Origin of the sequence: Actinokineospora auranticolor (genome assembly GCF_041897805.1) — a bacterium.
Classification (GTDB): Bacteria; Actinomycetota; Actinomycetes; order Mycobacteriales; family Pseudonocardiaceae; genus Actinokineospora; species Actinokineospora auranticolor.
Genome location: NZ_CP154825.1, coordinates 7686426 through 7701722 on the forward strand (window position 1 = coordinate 7686426; position 15297 = coordinate 7701722).

Annotated in this window: 19 protein-coding genes; 7 read left to right on the forward strand and 12 right to left on the reverse strand. The window is 70.2% G+C overall.

Going from position 1 to position 15297, the window contains the following annotated elements; genetic code table 11:
* Nucleotide 1 precedes the first annotated feature (1 nt).
* The gene (locus tag V5P93_RS33515) at nt 2-1144 is read left to right on the forward strand and encodes a hypothetical protein (protein ID WP_104478109.1); all 1143 of its coding nucleotides are present in this window, start codon (nt 2-4) and stop codon (nt 1142-1144) included.
* Here the strand turns inward: V5P93_RS33515 and V5P93_RS33520 are convergent.
* Both V5P93_RS33520 and V5P93_RS33525 read right to left on the reverse strand, forming a co-directional pair.
* The gene (locus tag V5P93_RS33520; RefSeq protein ID WP_104478108.1) at nt 1113-1454 is read right to left on the reverse strand and encodes a hypothetical protein; all 342 of its coding nucleotides are present in this window, start codon (nt 1452-1454) and stop codon (nt 1113-1115) included. The genes V5P93_RS33515 and V5P93_RS33520 overlap by 32 nt on opposite strands.
* Before the next feature lies 1 nt (nt 1455).
* The gene (locus V5P93_RS33525; RefSeq protein WP_104478107.1) at nt 1456-1683 is read right to left on the reverse strand and encodes an SCO4848 family membrane protein; all 228 of its coding nucleotides are present in this window, start codon (nt 1681-1683) and stop codon (nt 1456-1458) included.
* Nucleotides 1684-1773: 90 nt separating this feature from the next.
* Here V5P93_RS33525 and V5P93_RS33530 point away from each other — a divergent pair, with 90 nt between their 5' ends.
* Nucleotides 1774-3126 carry a D-alanyl-D-alanine carboxypeptidase family protein gene (locus V5P93_RS33530; protein ID WP_245931156.1) on the forward strand — a complete coding sequence of 451 codons (1353 nt, stop codon included), beginning with the start codon at nt 1774-1776 and terminating at the stop codon, nt 3124-3126.
* A 122-nt stretch (nt 3127-3248) separates the two neighbouring features.
* Complete coding sequence (locus V5P93_RS33535; protein WP_104478105.1) at nt 3249-3755, forward strand: hypothetical protein; 507 nt, start codon at nt 3249-3251, stop codon at nt 3753-3755.
* Here the strand turns inward: V5P93_RS33535 and yhjD are convergent.
* Entirely contained in the window at nt 3752-4759 is a 1008-nt protein-coding gene (gene yhjD / locus V5P93_RS33540) for an inner membrane protein YhjD (RefSeq protein ID WP_342752249.1), read from the reverse strand. The two genes, V5P93_RS33535 and yhjD, sit on opposite strands and share 4 nt — an antisense overlap.
* 200 nt (nt 4760-4959) lie before the next feature.
* Here yhjD and V5P93_RS33545 point away from each other — a divergent pair, with 200 nt between their 5' ends.
* On the forward strand, nt 4960-5625 hold the full coding sequence (locus V5P93_RS33545) for a hypothetical protein (RefSeq protein ID WP_104478103.1): 666 nt from the start codon (nt 4960-4962) through the stop codon (nt 5623-5625).
* 142 nt (nt 5626-5767) lie between these two features.
* Here V5P93_RS33545 and trpS read toward each other — a convergent pair whose 3' ends face one another.
* Complete coding sequence (trpS, locus tag V5P93_RS33550; protein WP_104478102.1) at nt 5768-6790, reverse strand: tryptophan--tRNA ligase; 1023 nt, start codon at nt 6788-6790, stop codon at nt 5768-5770.
* A 163-nt stretch (nt 6791-6953) separates the two neighbouring features.
* On the opposite strand from trpS, the gene V5P93_RS33555 reads away from it, so the two are divergent.
* Nucleotides 6954-8474: a S8 family serine peptidase gene (locus V5P93_RS33555; protein ID WP_104478101.1), complete on the forward strand. Its 1521-nt coding sequence runs from the start codon at nt 6954-6956 to the stop codon at nt 8472-8474.
* Nucleotides 8475-8544: 70 nt separating this feature from the next.
* On the opposite strand, the gene V5P93_RS33560 is transcribed toward V5P93_RS33555, so the two are convergent.
* The 5 genes from V5P93_RS33560 to V5P93_RS33580 all read right to left on the reverse strand — a co-directional run bounded on the left by V5P93_RS33560 (nt 8545) and on the right by V5P93_RS33580 (nt 12209).
* Complete coding sequence (locus V5P93_RS33560; protein WP_146107959.1) at nt 8545-8874, reverse strand: hypothetical protein; 330 nt, start codon at nt 8872-8874, stop codon at nt 8545-8547.
* Between the two features lie 378 nt (nt 8875-9252).
* A complete protein-coding gene (locus V5P93_RS33565) occupies nt 9253-9561 on the reverse strand; it encodes a nucleotidyltransferase family protein (protein ID WP_104478099.1) in 309 nt (102 codons plus the stop codon).
* 33 nt (nt 9562-9594) lie between these two features.
* Entirely contained in the window at nt 9595-10404 is an 810-nt protein-coding gene (locus V5P93_RS33570) for an exodeoxyribonuclease III (RefSeq protein WP_104478098.1), read from the reverse strand.
* Between the two features lie 87 nt (nt 10405-10491).
* Nucleotides 10492-10809 carry an SH3 domain-containing protein gene (locus V5P93_RS33575; protein WP_245931155.1) on the reverse strand — a complete coding sequence of 106 codons (318 nt, stop codon included), beginning with the start codon at nt 10807-10809 and terminating at the stop codon, nt 10492-10494.
* Nucleotides 10810-10988: 179 nt separating this feature from the next.
* A complete protein-coding gene (locus V5P93_RS33580) occupies nt 10989-12209 on the reverse strand; it encodes an NADP-dependent isocitrate dehydrogenase (RefSeq protein WP_104478097.1) in 1221 nt (406 codons plus the stop codon).
* A 129-nt stretch (nt 12210-12338) separates the two neighbouring features.
* Here V5P93_RS33580 and V5P93_RS33585 point away from each other — a divergent pair, with 129 nt between their 5' ends.
* On the forward strand, nt 12339-12743 hold the full coding sequence (locus V5P93_RS33585; RefSeq protein ID WP_104478096.1) for an AsnC family protein: 405 nt from the start codon (nt 12339-12341) through the stop codon (nt 12741-12743).
* A 219-nt stretch (nt 12744-12962) separates the two neighbouring features.
* On the opposite strand, the gene V5P93_RS33590 is transcribed toward V5P93_RS33585, so the two are convergent.
* The gene (locus tag V5P93_RS33590; RefSeq protein ID WP_104478095.1) at nt 12963-13520 is read right to left on the reverse strand and encodes a GNAT family N-acetyltransferase; all 558 of its coding nucleotides are present in this window, start codon (nt 13518-13520) and stop codon (nt 12963-12965) included.
* 59 nt (nt 13521-13579) lie between these two features.
* Here V5P93_RS33590 and V5P93_RS33595 point away from each other — a divergent pair, with 59 nt between their 5' ends.
* Entirely contained in the window at nt 13580-14395 is an 816-nt protein-coding gene (locus V5P93_RS33595; RefSeq protein ID WP_181043365.1) for a metal-dependent hydrolase, read from the forward strand.
* 1 nt (nt 14396) lies between these two features.
* On the opposite strand, the gene V5P93_RS33600 is transcribed toward V5P93_RS33595, so the two are convergent.
* Together V5P93_RS33600 and V5P93_RS33605 are read right to left on the reverse strand one after the other, a co-directional pair.
* The gene (locus V5P93_RS33600) at nt 14397-14654 is read right to left on the reverse strand and encodes a Prokaryotic metallothionein (protein ID WP_104478094.1); all 258 of its coding nucleotides are present in this window, start codon (nt 14652-14654) and stop codon (nt 14397-14399) included.
* 163 nt (nt 14655-14817) lie between these two features.
* Entirely contained in the window at nt 14818-15168 is a 351-nt protein-coding gene (locus V5P93_RS33605; protein WP_146107958.1) for a hypothetical protein, read from the reverse strand.
* Between the last annotated feature and the right edge of the window lie 129 nt (nt 15169-15297).

Below are 15297 nucleotides of genomic sequence, written 5' to 3' on the forward strand. Positions count from 1 at the left end.
GGTGAGCGATCTGGACTTCTTCGTCGACCTCATGACCACGCGGACCGTGCTGGGCCTCGACCACACCAGCACGGTGGCGGAGGTGGCGGCGGTCCTCGGACCCGGGAAGATCTCCAAGACTTGGCGGGGCAGGCAAGACGGTGGGGACACCATGCGCATCGACGACGGGCTCGCCGAGTTCGTCTGGACCAGGTGGCCCCCGCTCAACACTTGGTACCTGGCCCACTACGGCGCCTACCCCAACAGGCTCGACGGTAAGAACAAGTTCCCCGCGCTCAATGCCCACTACGGCCGATTCCGCCGCACAGAACTCCTCTTCGACGAACTGGCAGCCGCCATCCGCGCCCGCGGCTTCACCCTGGAACTCGACTACGAATGGACCCGGAACGACGCGGATGACCACCGCCAGTACTACGAACCCAGCTCCGGCATGTCCCTGATCACCTGGACGCACAAGCGATCCCGGTACTTCGGCACGGTCGAGAAGATGGTGACCGCCTACCAGACCCCCGCCGCCCGGCGGGGGCACCGGTTTCCACGGGACCACCGTGAGCAGGAGTTCGGCGAGCACGCCCAGGACCTGGCCGCCGCGGGGAACGTCCCGGCCTGGCTGGACCGCAACGAACCCCGCGACGACGACCGCCGCGAGTGGTGGTCGCTGTTGCTCACCGCCGCGGGCAAGGGCGACTCCCCGGTGTCGCACCCCGGGCTCCTGGCGCTCGTCCGGGAGGCGGTGGACCGCGAGGTGAACCCACCCGGCGACGACGCGTCCCTGCTGGTCGACCTCGCCTGGCACTTCGAGAGGTACCCGGACGACCCCCTCCCCGCGGAGGAGACCCGCCCGATGATCGACCACGGCCTCCGCCGCTGGCTGGCCGCGCCACCGGCGGACCTGGCCGAGGCCACCCGGCTCAGCCGCGCCCACCGGCTCGACGCGGACGAGCTCCGCCTCTCCCGCCGACTCCGCGACCAGATCCACCAGGTAGCCCAAGCCATACCCGAAGCAGGCGACCCGGACCTCGTCGAGCAACTACGCGCCTGGGCCCCACTACGACCCGAACTCCTCCGCTACCCGCTCTTCGCCCGACCACGCCTCAACCGGCACAAGCAGCTCAGCTCCAGAAGACCGCGAGCCCGACGTTGAGCACCACGAGACCGCCGAGGGTGGGGGCGAGCCAGCGTGGGCAGGCGCGTTTGGCCAGGTAGACGAAGGCCAGCACCAGGATCACCACGACGACCGTGAGCTTCACGCCGAGCTTGGCGTGGTTGTAGTGGGCGTCGGTCAGCGGGGCGAGCGCCATGAGGGCGATACCGGTCACCAGCTGCAGGCCCGAGCCGTGCAGCCAGCCCTTGTTCAGCTCGTTCGGCGTGCGCAGCTGCAGCAGCAGGGTGCCCAGCAGCAGACCCATGCCCAGCAGGTGCAGGAAGACCAGTAAGTGTCGGACGAACTCCACGTCAGCTCCTTCTCCGAGCGTTCCAGGCCCGCCAGCCGATGACCCCGATGATGGTGCCGAACGCCAGTGAGGCGGCCGTCAGCAGGGCGTGCACGATGAAGAAACCGGTCGGGCCGCCGTCCCACGAGCGGGGGTCGGCCCACACGTTCTTCAGGAACATGGGCCAGATCACCCAGGACCAGAGCCCGAAGGCGAGCAGGAACAGCGCTGACCGGCGGCTGAGCGTCACACGGGCAGTATCCAGCGCCCGGGCGCGGTGCCCACGTGTGGGTGATAGGGCGGATCGTGGCCGGACCGTGACACGTTCTACGCTGCGGGGGTGCGCTTCGCAGCCCGCAGGACCGTGACCGCTCTCCTCGTCTCGCTGTGCGCCCTGATCGCGTCGGCCGTGCTGGCCGCGCCGGGGGCCGTGGCCGCGCCGAAGAGCCCCCGGAAGGCGCAGCAGACCACCGGGGGCACGCCGACGCAGAACAGCGCGCAGTGCCAGAACCACGACCGGCCGCCGCCCCCGGTGGACACCTCCGAGGAGCCCAAGCCGGGCGAGCCGACGCCGAAGCCGCTGCCCGTGCCTGCCGAGCCGGTCGGCGGCACCCGGATGGGCGAGTGCGGGGTGGTGTCGCCGGTCGGCGCCAAGGCCGCCATCGCCGGTGACGTGACGTCGGCGTCGTGGGTCGTCGCCGACCTGGACTCCGGTGAGGTGCTGGCCGCGAAGGACCCGCACGCCCGGGAGCGGCCCGCGTCGCTGATCAAGACGCTGCTGGCCATCGCGGTGATCCGCGAGCTGCGGCCGGAGCAGGTGGTGACCGGCACGCAGGCGGACGCCGACCAGGAGGGCACCAAGGTCGGCATGGGCCCCGGCGGCCAGTACACGGTGCGGCTGCTGCTGCACGCGCTGCTGATGCGCTCGGGCAACGACGCGGCGCACGCGCTGTCGACGCTGCTGGGCGGCGAGCAGGCGACGCTGGAGAAGATGAACGCGCTGGCCGCCGAGCTGGGCGCGCTGGACACCCGGGCGGCCACCCCGTCGGGCCTGGACGGGCCGGGGATGAGCTCGTCGGCCTACGACCTGAGCCTGGTCTTCCGCGCGGCGGTGAAGCACAAGGAGTTCGTCGAGGCGATCTCGACGAAGTCGATCGACTTCCCCGGGTACGCGAACAAGCCGGGCTACAAGGTCGTCAACGACAACAAGCTGCTGGGCCGCTACCAGGGCTTCGTCGGCGGCAAGACCGGTTTCACCGACGACGCCCGGCACACCTACATGGGCGCGGCGGAGCGCGGCGGCAAGCGCGTCGGCGTGGTGATGATGCGCGGTGAGACGGCCACGGGGGCGCCGCTGTCGGACCAGGGGGCCAAGCTCCTGGACTACGGCTTCGCCCTGGCCGCGGAGAAGTCGAAGCCGGTGGGCGTGCTGGTCGACCACGCGCCGGATGTGCAGCAGAAGCCCAACACGGGCCTGAGCAACACCCCCGGCACCACCGACTCCCCCAACGCGCCGACCACCCCGGCCCCGGCCGCGATCTCCACCGCCGACCTGGACCGCTCGGCGTTCGGCAGCTACGGCATCCCCCTGGTCGCGTTGGCGGCCGTGGCGATCCTGGTCGCGTTCGGCATCTGGTTCCGCCAGAAGCGCGCCCGCGCCGCCCGGGCCAGGCGCATCGCCGCGGGCGGCTGACACCCGCTCGATCCACCGCCCCCTGCCCGTCGGACAGGGGGCGGTCCGGTTTTCCGGCGGTCGCGCCCCGATTCCCGATATCGTCGAGTGACCGTGATCCTCGACGCGGGTGGTGGCGCGAGATGGTGAAACCCCGTTCCCCTCACACGAAGTGGGCCATCGCGCTCCTGGTCGGCCTCACCGCGACCGCCTACGCCGTCTCCTTGGACGACGGCCCGACGCCCGTCGCGCCGGTGAGCCGGAGCGAAGCCGAGGGGGTGCTGCGGGACGCGGTTCGCCTGGCGCGGTCGGGCGACCTCGCCGGTCTGTGCCAGTCGGTGGCCGATGTCGCGGGGATCTGCCTGCACACCGTCGAGGGGACCCGGCAGTCGGGGCAGCACCCCGCGGAGACCGCGCCCACGATCGTGGGCGAGCGCAGGCAAGCCGACATGCTCGTGCTGGAGGTCGCGGGTACCCGGACCGACGGGACCGGGTACCACGCGGATTTCGGGGTGCTCAGGACGGACTCGGGTCCGCGCGGCTTCAACCCGGTCTACTGGTCCGGCGTGCGCATCGGGACCTCGCGGCCGTGCGCCGACACCCCGCCGAACGCGGTGTGCGCGCGGAGCGAGTCGTCGCCAGGTGACTAGCGCTTGCGGCGGCCCAGGAACACGCCCAGCAGCGCGCCGACGCCGACCAGTCCCAGCGCCTCCTTGCCGCGGGGCACGCGCGAGACCTCCAGCACCGGCCGGATGATCGCCGGGCCGGGCACCGGGGTGGGCTCCTCGATGATGTTCTCGCGGGCCGTGGCGGTCCACGCGGTGATGAACAGCAGGAAGCGGGCCACCAGGTTGGCGAAGACCAGGAGACCGACGACCGGTCCGACCAGGCTGCCGAGCGGACCGCCGAGGACCGTGTTCAGGTAGACGGCGCCGACCGCCTTCAGCGCCTCGAAGCCCACCGCCGCGGCGAGGGCGCCGCGGACCGCGCTCTTGACGCTCACCGGGGTCCGGGGCAGCCGCGAGATCACCCAGAGGAACACCAGCCAGTTGGCGCTGACCGACAGCAGCGTGGTGACCACGACCAGCAGGACCTTCGCCCAGCCGTAGCCGCCGAGGCCGATCGCGTCGAGCAGGGTGTCGGCGAGGCCGCTGCCGACGGCGCTGAGCGCGAAGGACACCGCGATGGCCATCCCCAGCCCGACCAGCGACAGCAGGTCGACGACGATGCCCCGCAGGAACGCCTGCTGCACCGGCTTCTGCCCCCACTGGGCGGTCAGCGCGTCGCGCAGGTTGCTCATCCAGCCGAGCCCGGTGACGGCGGCGGTGACGAGGCCGATGACCCCGACCTTGCCGCGCTCCTCCACCGCCGCGTTGACCAGGTCCCACAGCAGCCCGCGCAGGCTGGTCGGGGCCGCGCCGATGACGCTGGCCTGCAGCTCGCGGAGGGTGTCGGGCTGGTCGGCGAGGACGAAGCCGAGCACGGAGACGCCGATCAGCAGCAGCGGGAACAGCGACAGCACGCTGAAGTACGTGATCGACGCCGCGAAGTGGTTGCCGTAGCGCTCGGTGAACGCGTCGAACGACCGGATGAGGTGGTCGATGCCGGGGCGGCGGCGCCGCAGGCGGGCGAGTTTCGACTCGTTCTCCGTCACCGCCACCACTCTAGCGGCCGGGGGTCCGCACGCAACGCGAAAGATCTTCAACGATACTCCCCGGCGGCATTCGGACCGGGCACTGCCCCGATCGGGGCACCTTTCGTGAAGAACGGGTGATCAAGATTCACCCGGGACCACCCGGGGACCTAGCGTCGGCGGAATCCGCGTTTTCCGACTACCACCCGAGGACCGACCTGATGACACTGACAACCCAGGGCGTCGACGTCGCCGACCTGGTTCCCTCGCTGGGCGCCCAGCACACCGTGACGGTGACCAACAACTCCACTGTGGACGGTCACAACGCCGTCCTGTACCAGGACTCGCCGTCCCTGCCGGACAGCGCCGTCCGGTTGGCCTGGCTGGCGCGGCTGTCCCGGCCGGGTACGACAGTCGCGTTGGAGTGGACACTGCGCTACAGCTTCGTCTGGGGCAGGCAGGGCAACCTGCACGCGGGCGTCGACTACGGGGCGGGCACCGTCCTCGACGCGAGATTGGACCGCTACAACGTCGCCCGGCTGGTCTACGAGGGCGGCTTCGGGTTCCGCCGCGAACCGGGCGCGCACCCGCCGGGCGTGCTGGCCGTGCTCCAGGACGAGACCCTGCCCGGGGCGGGCGCGTACCGGCGCGGCTGCGTCGGCATCGGCATGGACGGGGCCGCCACCTTCGTCGCGCCCACCGAACCGGGCGTCGACCTGGTCTTCGACCCGCACCCGTCGTACTGGCTGGGGATGGCCCGCTACGCCGCGGGCGCCGTGGTCGACGACAACGACGTCACCGCCCCGGTGCGCCTGACCTTCCCCAACGGCAAGACGAACGCGCACGCCACCTTCAACGGCACCGACTGGACACTCACGTACGCCTGAGACGAGCCCCACCCGCGATCAGCTGTCGCGGGTGGGGACCCGACGAGGTTCAGACCCGCCGGCGCGACGGCCTCGTTCGCCGGTCGAGTGGTTCGACACGACACCACTACAGAACGGGCAAAACCGCCACGCCGGACGATTTTCAGGCCAGGAAGCCCGCCTTCTCGTAAACGCGCGACAGCGTCGCCGCCGCGACCTCACGGGCTCGTTCGGCGCCCGCGTGCAGGATCTTGTCCAGTTCGGCCGGGTCGTCCAGGTAGGACTTCACCTGGTCGCGGACCGGGGTGACGAAGTCGGCGACGACCTCGCCCAGGTCCTTCTTCAGGTCCCCGTAGCCCTTGCCGTCGTAGTCGGCCTGCAACTGCTCGACAGTGCGGTCGGTCAGCGACGAGTAGATGCTCAGCAGGTTGCTCACGCCCGGCTTGTTCTCCGGGTCGTAGACGACCTCCCGGCCGGTGTCGGTGACCGCCGAGCGGATCTTCTTCGCCGAGATCTTCGGGTCGTCGAGCAACTCGATGATGCCGGACGGGCTGGACGCGGACTTGCTCATCTTCGCGCCTGGTTCCTGCAGGTCGTAGATCTTGGCCGTGTCCTTGAGGATGTACGGCTCCGGCGGCTGGAACGTCTTGCCGAACCGCGAGTTGAACCGCTGCGCCAGGTCCCTGGTCAGCTCCAGGTGCTGGCGCTGGTCCTCGCCGACCGGCACGTACTGCGGCCGGTACAGCAGGATGTCCGCCGCCTGCAGGATCGGGTAGGTGAACAGGCCGACGCTGACCAGCGCCTGCTTGGCCGACTTGTCCTTGAACTGGGTCATCCGGCTGGCCTCGCCGAAGCCGGTCAGGCACTGCATGACCCAGCCCAGCTCGGCGTGCTGGTGGACCTGGCTCTGCGCGAACAGCGTGGTGCGCGCCGGGTCGAGCCCCAGCGCCAGCAGCTGCGCCGCCGACACCCGGGTGCGCTTGCGCAGCAGCTTCGGGTCGTGCTCGACGGTGATCGCGTGCAGGTCGGCCAGGAAGTAGAACGCGTCGTGGGTGTCCTGCAGGGCCACCCACTGGCGGACCGCGCCGAGGTAGTTGCCGAGGTGGAAGGAGTCCGCCGTGGGCTGGATCCCCGACAGCACGCGCGGCTTGCGCTCGGGTACCGGGTTCGTTGGCTCGGTCGACACACCACCATCCTGGCAGCCCTGTCGAGGCGGTTCCCCGCTGGGTGAGCTGGACCTTATGGCGGATTGCCCGCCCGGTGCCCGAGGTGACAGGTTCTCCGCAATCGGATCCGACGGCGTCTGACCGGCGCGGATCCGACACCACAGTCACATCTGGAGGGTTGTAGTGCACAGACGATCCCGTGCCCGCCTGCTCGCCGCCGCGGTGGTGATCGCCGCGGCCGCGAGCGTGGCGACCGCGGCGGGCCAGGCGACCGCGGCACCCGCGCAGGTTTCCGCGGCCGGGGCCGCGCACTTCGTCGTCCTCGGCGACGAGGGCCGCGGTTTATCCGCGGTCGAGAAGGCGGTCCGCGACTCGGGCGGCACCGTGGTCAAGAGCTGGCCGCAGATCGGCGTCGTGGTCGCGTCCTCGGACAAGGCCGACTTCGCCAAGGTCGTGCGCACCAAGCGCGGCGTGCAGGGCGCGGGCGCGACCCGCAACCTGGCCGAGCTGGTCACGCCCGAGCCGACCACCGCGCGCATCGCCGCGTCGGCCGACAGCGCGCGGTCGCTGGAGGCCACCGAGTCCGTGGTCACCAACGGCGGCAAGGGCGTCCCGTCCGACCCGGGCGACCCGCTCAGCGTCAACCAGTGGAACCTCGCGGCGATCAAGGCCGACAAGGCGCACAGCATCTCCGGCGGCAGCCGCGACGTCGTGGTCGGCGTGCTCGACTCCGGCATCGAGGCCACCCACCCCGACCTGGCCCCGAACATCGACGCGTCCCGCTCGGTCGGCTGCACCGACCAGGGCGTGCCGAACACGTCCCCGGCCGCGTGGGCGCCGACCACCAGCGACCACGGCACGCACGTCGCGGGCATCATCGCCGCGGCCAAGAACGGCGTCGGCGTGGTGGGCGTGGCCCCGAACGTGAAGCTGGCCTCGATCAAGGTCGTGGACGACGACCAGTTCATCTACCCGGAGTACGCGATCTGCGGCTTCGTGTGGGCGGCCGAGCACGGCGTGAAGGTCACGAACAACTCGTACTTCATCGACCCGTGGTTCCTGTGGTGCCGCAACGACGCCGACCAGCGCGCCGTGGTGACCGCGGTGACCCGCGCGATCGACTACTCCGACCGGCGCGGCGTGGTGAACGTGGCGGCGCTGGGCAACAGCAACTGGGACCTGTCGCACAACATCACCGACTCGGGCAGCCCGAACAACGGCACCCCGACGACCCGCGAGACCGGCCCGGAGTGCGTGAACATCCCGGCCGAGACGCACGGTGTGGTGGGTGTGTCGGCGACCGGTGTGAACAACCTGAAGTCGTACTACTCCAACTACGGCCGCACCGAGACCGAGGTGGCCGCCCCCGGCGGTGACCGCATGCAGGTCCCGGGCACCCCGGACGCGAACGGCCGGATCCTGTCGACGGTCGTCGGCGGGGCGTGGGGCTACAAGCAGGGCACGTCGATGGCGTCCCCGCACGCGGCGGGCGTGGTCGCGCTGATCCGCTCGACGCACCGCAACTGGTCGGCGGACCGGGTCGTCGACGAGCTGCAGCACGACGCCGACCGGCTGGCGTGCCCGGCCGGTGGCGACTACGACCCGGACGGCACCGGTGCGTGGAAGGCCAAGTGCGAGGGCGGCGCCTCGGGCCGCGGCTTCTACGGCGCGGGCCTGATCGACGCGCTGGACGCGGTCCGGTAGCGGTCACGCAGCCGACAGGCCCCCGCCGATTCGTTCGGCGGGGGCCTGTCGCGTGGTTTGTCTGCGCTGGTCAGGCGGGGTTGTCGGCCTGCGAGCGACGCGGCGCCGGGAGCTTGAGGGCGCCCACGACCTGGGGCGGCTCCTCGGTCTCGACCGGCGCGATCGGGAGGTTGGCGGGGGCCACGGCCACCCGGCGGCGGCGGCGGATCAGGCCCACGATGAGCCCCCCGGCACCGAAGATCACCGCGAGGGTGCCCACCGGGCCCGCCACCTCGAACGGGATGGAGCTCTCCACCGTGCCGGCGTCCGCCGACGCGACCCCGGCCGTAGCGACCAGGAAGCCCGCGGTCCCCAGCAGGGACACCGCGAGGCGCGAGCCCCGCGCTATTCGGTCCTTCACGACACGACACCGCTCGACACTGCTCTACCGTCCTTCGATTGGACTAAGCACTACCGGCCCTGCCCCCGAACGCCGAACCGACCGCGGGCGAGTTCGTCGCCGGGGCCGGTGCCGGGGGAGCGTATCCCCCTGCTCGGGTGCGCCACGTCACGGGGTAGTGGATCACCGCGAAGGCGCAGGTCGAAACCCCAAGGGCCTGCTACCACCCACACGGGGGATACCACTGTCGGTCTGATTCACCGGTCCGAGTGAGACGGGGCGGTGTTGAGCAAGTGGGTGACGACCGGTCACCCCGCCCCCACGGTCCGTGACTTGCCCGTGGTGAACTCATCCAGCAGCTCAGCGGCGCGCAGCGCGTCCCGGACGTACGCGCGCGGTTCACGCCGCATAGAGCAGCTCCCCGGTCTCCATGACCTGCTGCCGGAAGTACGGGTTGCGGATGGCGGAACCGCTCACGAGGTCGACGGAACGCCCGAAAAGCCGCTCCACCCCCTCCTTCAACGCGAAATAGCTGCCGAAGTGGTCGAACCCGGGCGGCGCGTCGAAGTCCACGAGGGTGTCCACGTCGCTAGACGTGGGGTCGAACGAATCTCCGACTGCCGACCCGAACACATCGAGACGGCGGACGCCGTGTCGCCTGCACAGCTCTTCGATCTCGGGCAGGTTGGCGATGATGATCTCGTGCACCTCGTCACCTCCTGGTCACGGTTGTGCCTGGTCTCAGCCCCGCGAGACGTCGTAGGTGGCGGTCATGGGGGCGTGGTCGGTCCAGCGGGCGTCGTAGCTCTCCGGCCGCTCCACGACGGCCGAGGTGGCGCGCAGGGCCAGGCCGGGGGTGGCGACCTGGAGGTCGATCCGCCACCCCGAGTCGTTGTCGAAGGCCTTCCCCCGGTACGACCACCACGTGTACGGCCCCGGGCCGTCCGGGTGCAGGCCGCGCAGGACGTCGCGGTAGCCCGCTTCGTCGAAGACGCGGCCCAGCCACGCCCGCTCGCCGGGGGTGAAGCCCGCGTTCTTGCGGTTGGCCTTCCACGCCTTCAGGTCGATCTCCTGGTGCGCGATGTTCCAGTCGCCGCAGACCAGGACCTCGCAGCCGCTCGCGGCGGCCTTGGCCCGCAGTTCGACCAGGTACGGCAGGAACGTCTCCATGAACCGCTCCTTCTGGTCCTGCCGCAGCGTGCCGACCTCGCCGCTGGGCAGGTAGACGCTGGCCACCACCAGACCCGGGAACCACGCCTCCACGTACCGCCCGCTGGCCTCGAACTCCGGCACGCCGAACCCGACGCGGGTGGCGGTGGGCCGGGTCCGCGAGTAGACGGCGACGCCGTTGCGGCCGCGGAACAGGGTGGACTCGGCGTGGGTGGCGAACCAGCCATCCGGGGCGCCCGCCTCCGGGGGCAGCTCATCGGTGGCCGCACGCACTTCCTGCAGGCAGACGACGTCGGCCTCGGTGGCCGCCAGCCACTCCAGGAAGCCCTTCTTGGCCGCGGCCCGCAGGCCGTTGACGTTCACGGTCGACACGGTCAGCACCGCGCCAGCCTAAGGGGCTACCGGGTTTCGCCGTTCGCTCGCCCGGTCGGGGACGATGCCGGGTGGGGATGAGGGGGTTGGGAGGAATCAACCACAGTTGCGGCCCTGGAGGGGCTTGAGGAACTCGGCCGACGCCCAGCGGTTCTCGCCGAGCTTGCGGAAGCCGTTCTGCACGACGTTCTCCGCGTCCGACTCGGCGCCGGTCTTGTACTTGCCGACGATCTCGGCGTTCGGCTCCGGCGCGGAGCGCACGTTGAGCACGTCGGCGGTGACCGCCATCCGGCACTTGGCATCGCTGCTGGTCGGCGTGGTCGCGCTGTTCGGCGGGTCCACGCTCATCGAGTAGATCACCGCGAGGCCCACGATCGCGCCACCCACCATCATGGCCCGCTTCGGCAACAGCACGACAGACGCTCCTAGACCGGTTCCAACGCAGATCGTCATCCCCACGGTGGCGCACCGGACCCCACCCGCGCCAGTACCGGTCCGCCGAACCACCCGCAGGGGCCAACGCCGGGCACGCAGGGTCACGAACGAGACCGGGCCCCCGCTGGTCGGCGGGGGCCCGGTGCGGGAAGAGGGCGTCAGCCCGCCATCTTCTTCTGCAGGTTCTCGTCCAGGGTGCCGAGGAAGTCCTCGGTGGTCTGCCACGCCTGGTCCTTGCCGACCAGCAGCGCCAGGTCCTTGGTCATCTTGCCGCTCTCGACGGTCTCGATGACGACCCGCTCCAGGGTCTCGGCGAAGCCGGTGACCTCGGGGGTGCTGTCCAGCTTGCCCCGGTGGGCCAGGCCGCGGGTCCACGCGTAGATCGAGGCGATCGGGTTGGTGGAGGTCGGCTTGCACGCCTGGTGCTGGCGGTAGTGCCGGGTCACGGTGCCGTGCGCGGCCTCGGCCTCGACGGTGCGGCCGTCCGGGGTGGACAGCACGGAGGTCATCAGGCCGAGCGAGCCGAAGCCCTGCGCGACGGTGTCGGACTGGACGTCGCCGTCGTAGTTCTTGCAGGCCCAGACGTAGCCGCCCTCCCACTTCATGGCCGCGGCGACCATGTCGTCGATGAGGCGGTGCTCGTAGGTGAGGCCCTTGGCGTCGAACTCGGCCTTGAACTCGGCGTCGAAGATCGCCTGGAAGATGTCCTTGAAGGCGCCGTCGTACGCCTTGAGGATGGTGTTCTTCGTGGACATGTACACCGGGTAGTTGCGCTGCAGGCCGTAGGAGAAGGACGCGCGCGCGAAGTCCTCGATGGACTTGGTGAAGTTGTACATGCCCATGGCCACGCCGCCGTCGGGGCCGTAGTTGGCCACCACGTGCTTGACGGGCTCGGAGCCGTCCGCGGGCGTGAAGGTGATGGTCAGCTCACCGGCGCCGGGGACCTTGAAGTTGGTGGCCTTGTACTGGTCGCCGTGGGCGTGGCGGCCGATGATGATCGGCTTGGTCCAGCCCGGCACCAGCCGCGGGATGTTCGAGATGATGATCGGCTCGCGGAAGACCACGCCGCCGAGGATGTTGCGGATCGTGCCGTTGGGCGAGACCCACATCTTCTTGAGGCCGAACTCCTCGACCCGGGCCTCGTCCGGGGTGATGGTGGCGCACTTGACGCCGACGCCGTGCTGCTTGATGGCGTTGGCGGCGTCGATCGTCACCTGGTCGTCGGTGGCGTCGCGGTGCTCGATGCCCAGGTCGTAGTACTCCAGGTCCACGTCCAGGTAGGGGTGGATCAGCTTGTCCTTGATGAACTGCCAGATGATCCGGGTCATCTCGTCGCCGTCGAGTTCGACGACCTTCCCCTGGACCTTGATCTTGGACATGAGCCGCGGTGCTCCTCTCGCCTTCAACGCCTCGCAAACGGTACAAGCGTACTGGTAGCTGCCCACCCGCCGCTTGTGGGCACGGTCACCCGGGGCGGGATCGTAGGCTGTCAAGGTATCTTGACAGCCATGTTCGACGACTTCGCCGAGGAGTTCCCCGGCCACCGCCTCAGCGTGGTGGACCTGCGCCCGATCTGCGACTGCGGCTGGGCCGCGGACCGCTACTTCCCCACTACCGAGGACGCCACCACCCACTGGCTGCGCGACCACGCCTTCCCGGCGGTGGAGAGCCAGCCGCCGAACTGGCTGGTGGTGAAGTCCGATGTCCTGCGCGAACAGGTGGAGGAGATGATCACGACCCGACCCGAGGCCGCCTTGAAGCTGCTGGCCGAGGTGGAGAAGTGGCACCGCCCCCTGACCACCAAGGCGGTTCAGGCCGCCCGCCACCGCGGCGCGTCGTGGACCGACGTCGGCTCGGCGCTGGGCGTGAGCCGCCAAGCCGCCCACGAACGCTTCCGCGCCTTAGAACTGTGAAATCCCCATTCCCGCTCAACAACCTGGCCCCCGCCGCCCCTACGGTTGACGGCCCCGCCTCCCGGGCCGGCTCACCGGCCGAGTCGGCCCGCACCGCGAGATCGCGCCGGTCTCTGGACTGAGCGGTTCACGCGGCCCCTCGGGCCGCGTGAACCGCGAGGGAAGAGATCGGCTCAAAGGCGATCTCACCGCCGAGGCGAAGCCGCGGCGATGTCACAGTTACCGCGCTTTCCACTCTTCGGCGAGCAGGGCGTAGACGGCCTCGTCGGCCCAGCGGCCCTGGACGAACTCGTTCTTGCGGAAGTGGGCTTCCTTGCGCATGCCCAGCCGCTCGGCGAGGTTGGCCGACGCGGTGTTGTCCGCGTCCAGGCGGGCGACGATCCGGTGCAGGCCGATGACCTCGAAGCCCACGCGCAGGATCTCGAGGGCGGCCTCGTTGGCGTACCCGTGGCCGTGGTGGTCGGGGTGGAAGATGTAGCCGATCTCGCCCGTGCGGTGCTCGGCGCTGACCAGGCCGAGGTTGACGTCGCCGAGCAGCTCCCCCGTCGCGCGCAGCTGCACCGCCAGCACGATCCGGTCACCGACGTCGTTCAGGGTGGTGAACGTCATACGGTCGGCCACGACTTGCCGTACTTCTTCCCGCGTTCGCGGGCCCCAGTAGAGGTACTTCGTGACATCCTCCCGGGACTGGATCTTGTACAGCGCCTCCGCGTCCTCCGGGACGAACGGGCGCAGCACGAGCCTGCTGGTGGTCAGCGGCAACTCGGGGGTCGGCACCAGCCGAATCCTAGGCGCGCCGGGCCGCCGGGGCTCCCGATTTAGGAGGGGGTCGGCCGGTGTCCACCGGACCCACGCACGCGATGAGCGGCCTGACGGCCTGGGCCACGGTGACCGCGCTGACCCCCGACAACGCCCTGGGCCAGCTGTCCACCAAGGGGTGGCTGGTCGGCGCGGTCCTGGCCGCGGGCGCGGCGCTGCTGCCGGACCTGGACCACCCGGAGTCGACCGTGTCGTCGACGTTCGGCCCGGTCAGCCAGGCCGGGTCCAAGCTGATCAACACGATCAGCCACGGCGTCTACCGGCTGACCCGCACCAAGCGCGACTCCAACCGCGACGGCGGCCACCGCGGCCTGACCCACACGCTGTTCTTCGCGGTGTTGGCCACGGTCGTCACCACCGCGATCATCCAGACCAGCCGGTCGTGGGCGCTGCCGGTGCTGATGTTCTTCTTCTGCGGCCTGGCGGTGCGCGGGATCATGCACAAGTGGTGCCCCCGCAACGACGCCCTGTGGATCACCGGCACGGCGCTTCTGCTCACCTACGCGTGCCTCAAGTGGACGGACCAGACCGACGCGAACGCCGCCGCCTGCGGCCTGGCCGTCGGCATCGGCTGCGTCGCGCACTACCTGGGCGACGCGATCACCGAGCAGGGCTGCCCGATCCTGTGGCCGGTCCCGATCGCGTGGAAGACCTGGTACCCGGTCGCCCCGCCGAAGGTGTTCCGGATGCGCACCGGCGGCCGGGTGGAGATGGCCTTCGTCGGCCCGCTGCTGACGGTGGTGGCCGTGTGGATGTCGCTGATCGCCCTGCGCAACACGGGCGCGCTGCCGATGCTGCGGGACGTGCCGCTGACGTGGTGGGGGCAGGGCTGACTCAGCCGGGGTGCGCCCCGACGGCGTCCCGGATCTGGCTGCCGAGCTCGGCGCCCTGGCGGGCGCAGTGGGCGCAGCAGAAGAAGCGGCCCTCGACCTCGACGCCGTGCCCGAGCACCCGGCACGAGCAGTGCTCGCAAATGGGCGCGAGCCGGGCGGCGGCGCACTCGATGCTGTCGAAGGTGTGCACTTGGCCGCTGACCGTGCGGACCTCGAAGGACATCCAGTAGTCGTTGCCGCAGGTGTCGCAGATCGCCATGGGCCCTCTCCCGTTCGCCGTCACACCGCAGCGTGCGCCGGCCGCCCGAGTCCGGCAACCGGGACCCAGCACGGCGAAGTCACCACCCGCGTCCACTCTGACGAGGTGTGGGCAGTCAGGCCGGTGAAATGCGTACAGGGCCAACGTTGCCAATGAATCCGGGCTACCTATCGGGCAACTTTCGCACAACCTTCCCAAGGGCCACAACTAGCCCTTCAAGGCCACTAAGCTTGTGTGCGGCTTTGTTGAGCATCGGCGCATAGTCCGGCAGGCCAGCGAGCTTGCGCGAGGCTTCACTCAACATGGCAGCGGCATCGAAGTCTACCGCTCGTCCACCGCTTCGCAGTTGCTCGATCTCCGCTCGCAGCTCACGAAGGAGCGTCGCCGCCTCTGCATCGTTGCTTTCCAGTCTGCTGAGGGTCTGGTCAAAACGCTTGTTCTGTTCGGCAAAGGCATCCGTGAAGAGCTGCTGAAGACCCGCTTCCGCAACATTGCGCAGTCCCTGTAGCCCCATACAAGCCAACCAGCGCGATGACAATGCACAATACTTGTCACAACGAGGCCGCCGACCGGAACTGCCTCCGGGATTCTTCACTCGATTGGCGGCATGCCGGGAGTGATCAAAAGCTTTTGGTCGCAGATG

Bases quoted from the DNA above. Each gene is read 5' to 3' on its own strand.
- V5P93_RS33535 (WP_104478105.1), top strand. From the start codon at position 3,249: ATGGTGAAACCCCGTTCCCCTCACACGAAGTGGGCCATCGCGCTCCTG.
- V5P93_RS33545 (WP_104478103.1), top strand. From the start codon at position 4,960: ATGACACTGACAACCCAGGGCGTCGACGTCGCCGACCTGGTTCCCTCG.
- V5P93_RS33580 (WP_104478097.1), bottom strand. From the start codon at position 12,209: ATGTCCAAGATCAAGGTCCAGGGGAAGGTCGTCGAACTCGACGGCGAC.
- V5P93_RS33585 (WP_104478096.1), top strand. From the start codon at position 12,339: ATGTTCGACGACTTCGCCGAGGAGTTCCCCGGCCACCGCCTCAGCGTG.
- V5P93_RS33600 (WP_104478094.1), bottom strand. From the start codon at position 14,654: ATGGCGATCTGCGACACCTGCGGCAACGACTACTGGATGTCCTTCGAG.
- V5P93_RS33605 (WP_146107958.1), bottom strand. From the start codon at position 15,168: ATGGGGCTACAGGGACTGCGCAATGTTGCGGAAGCGGGTCTTCAGCAG.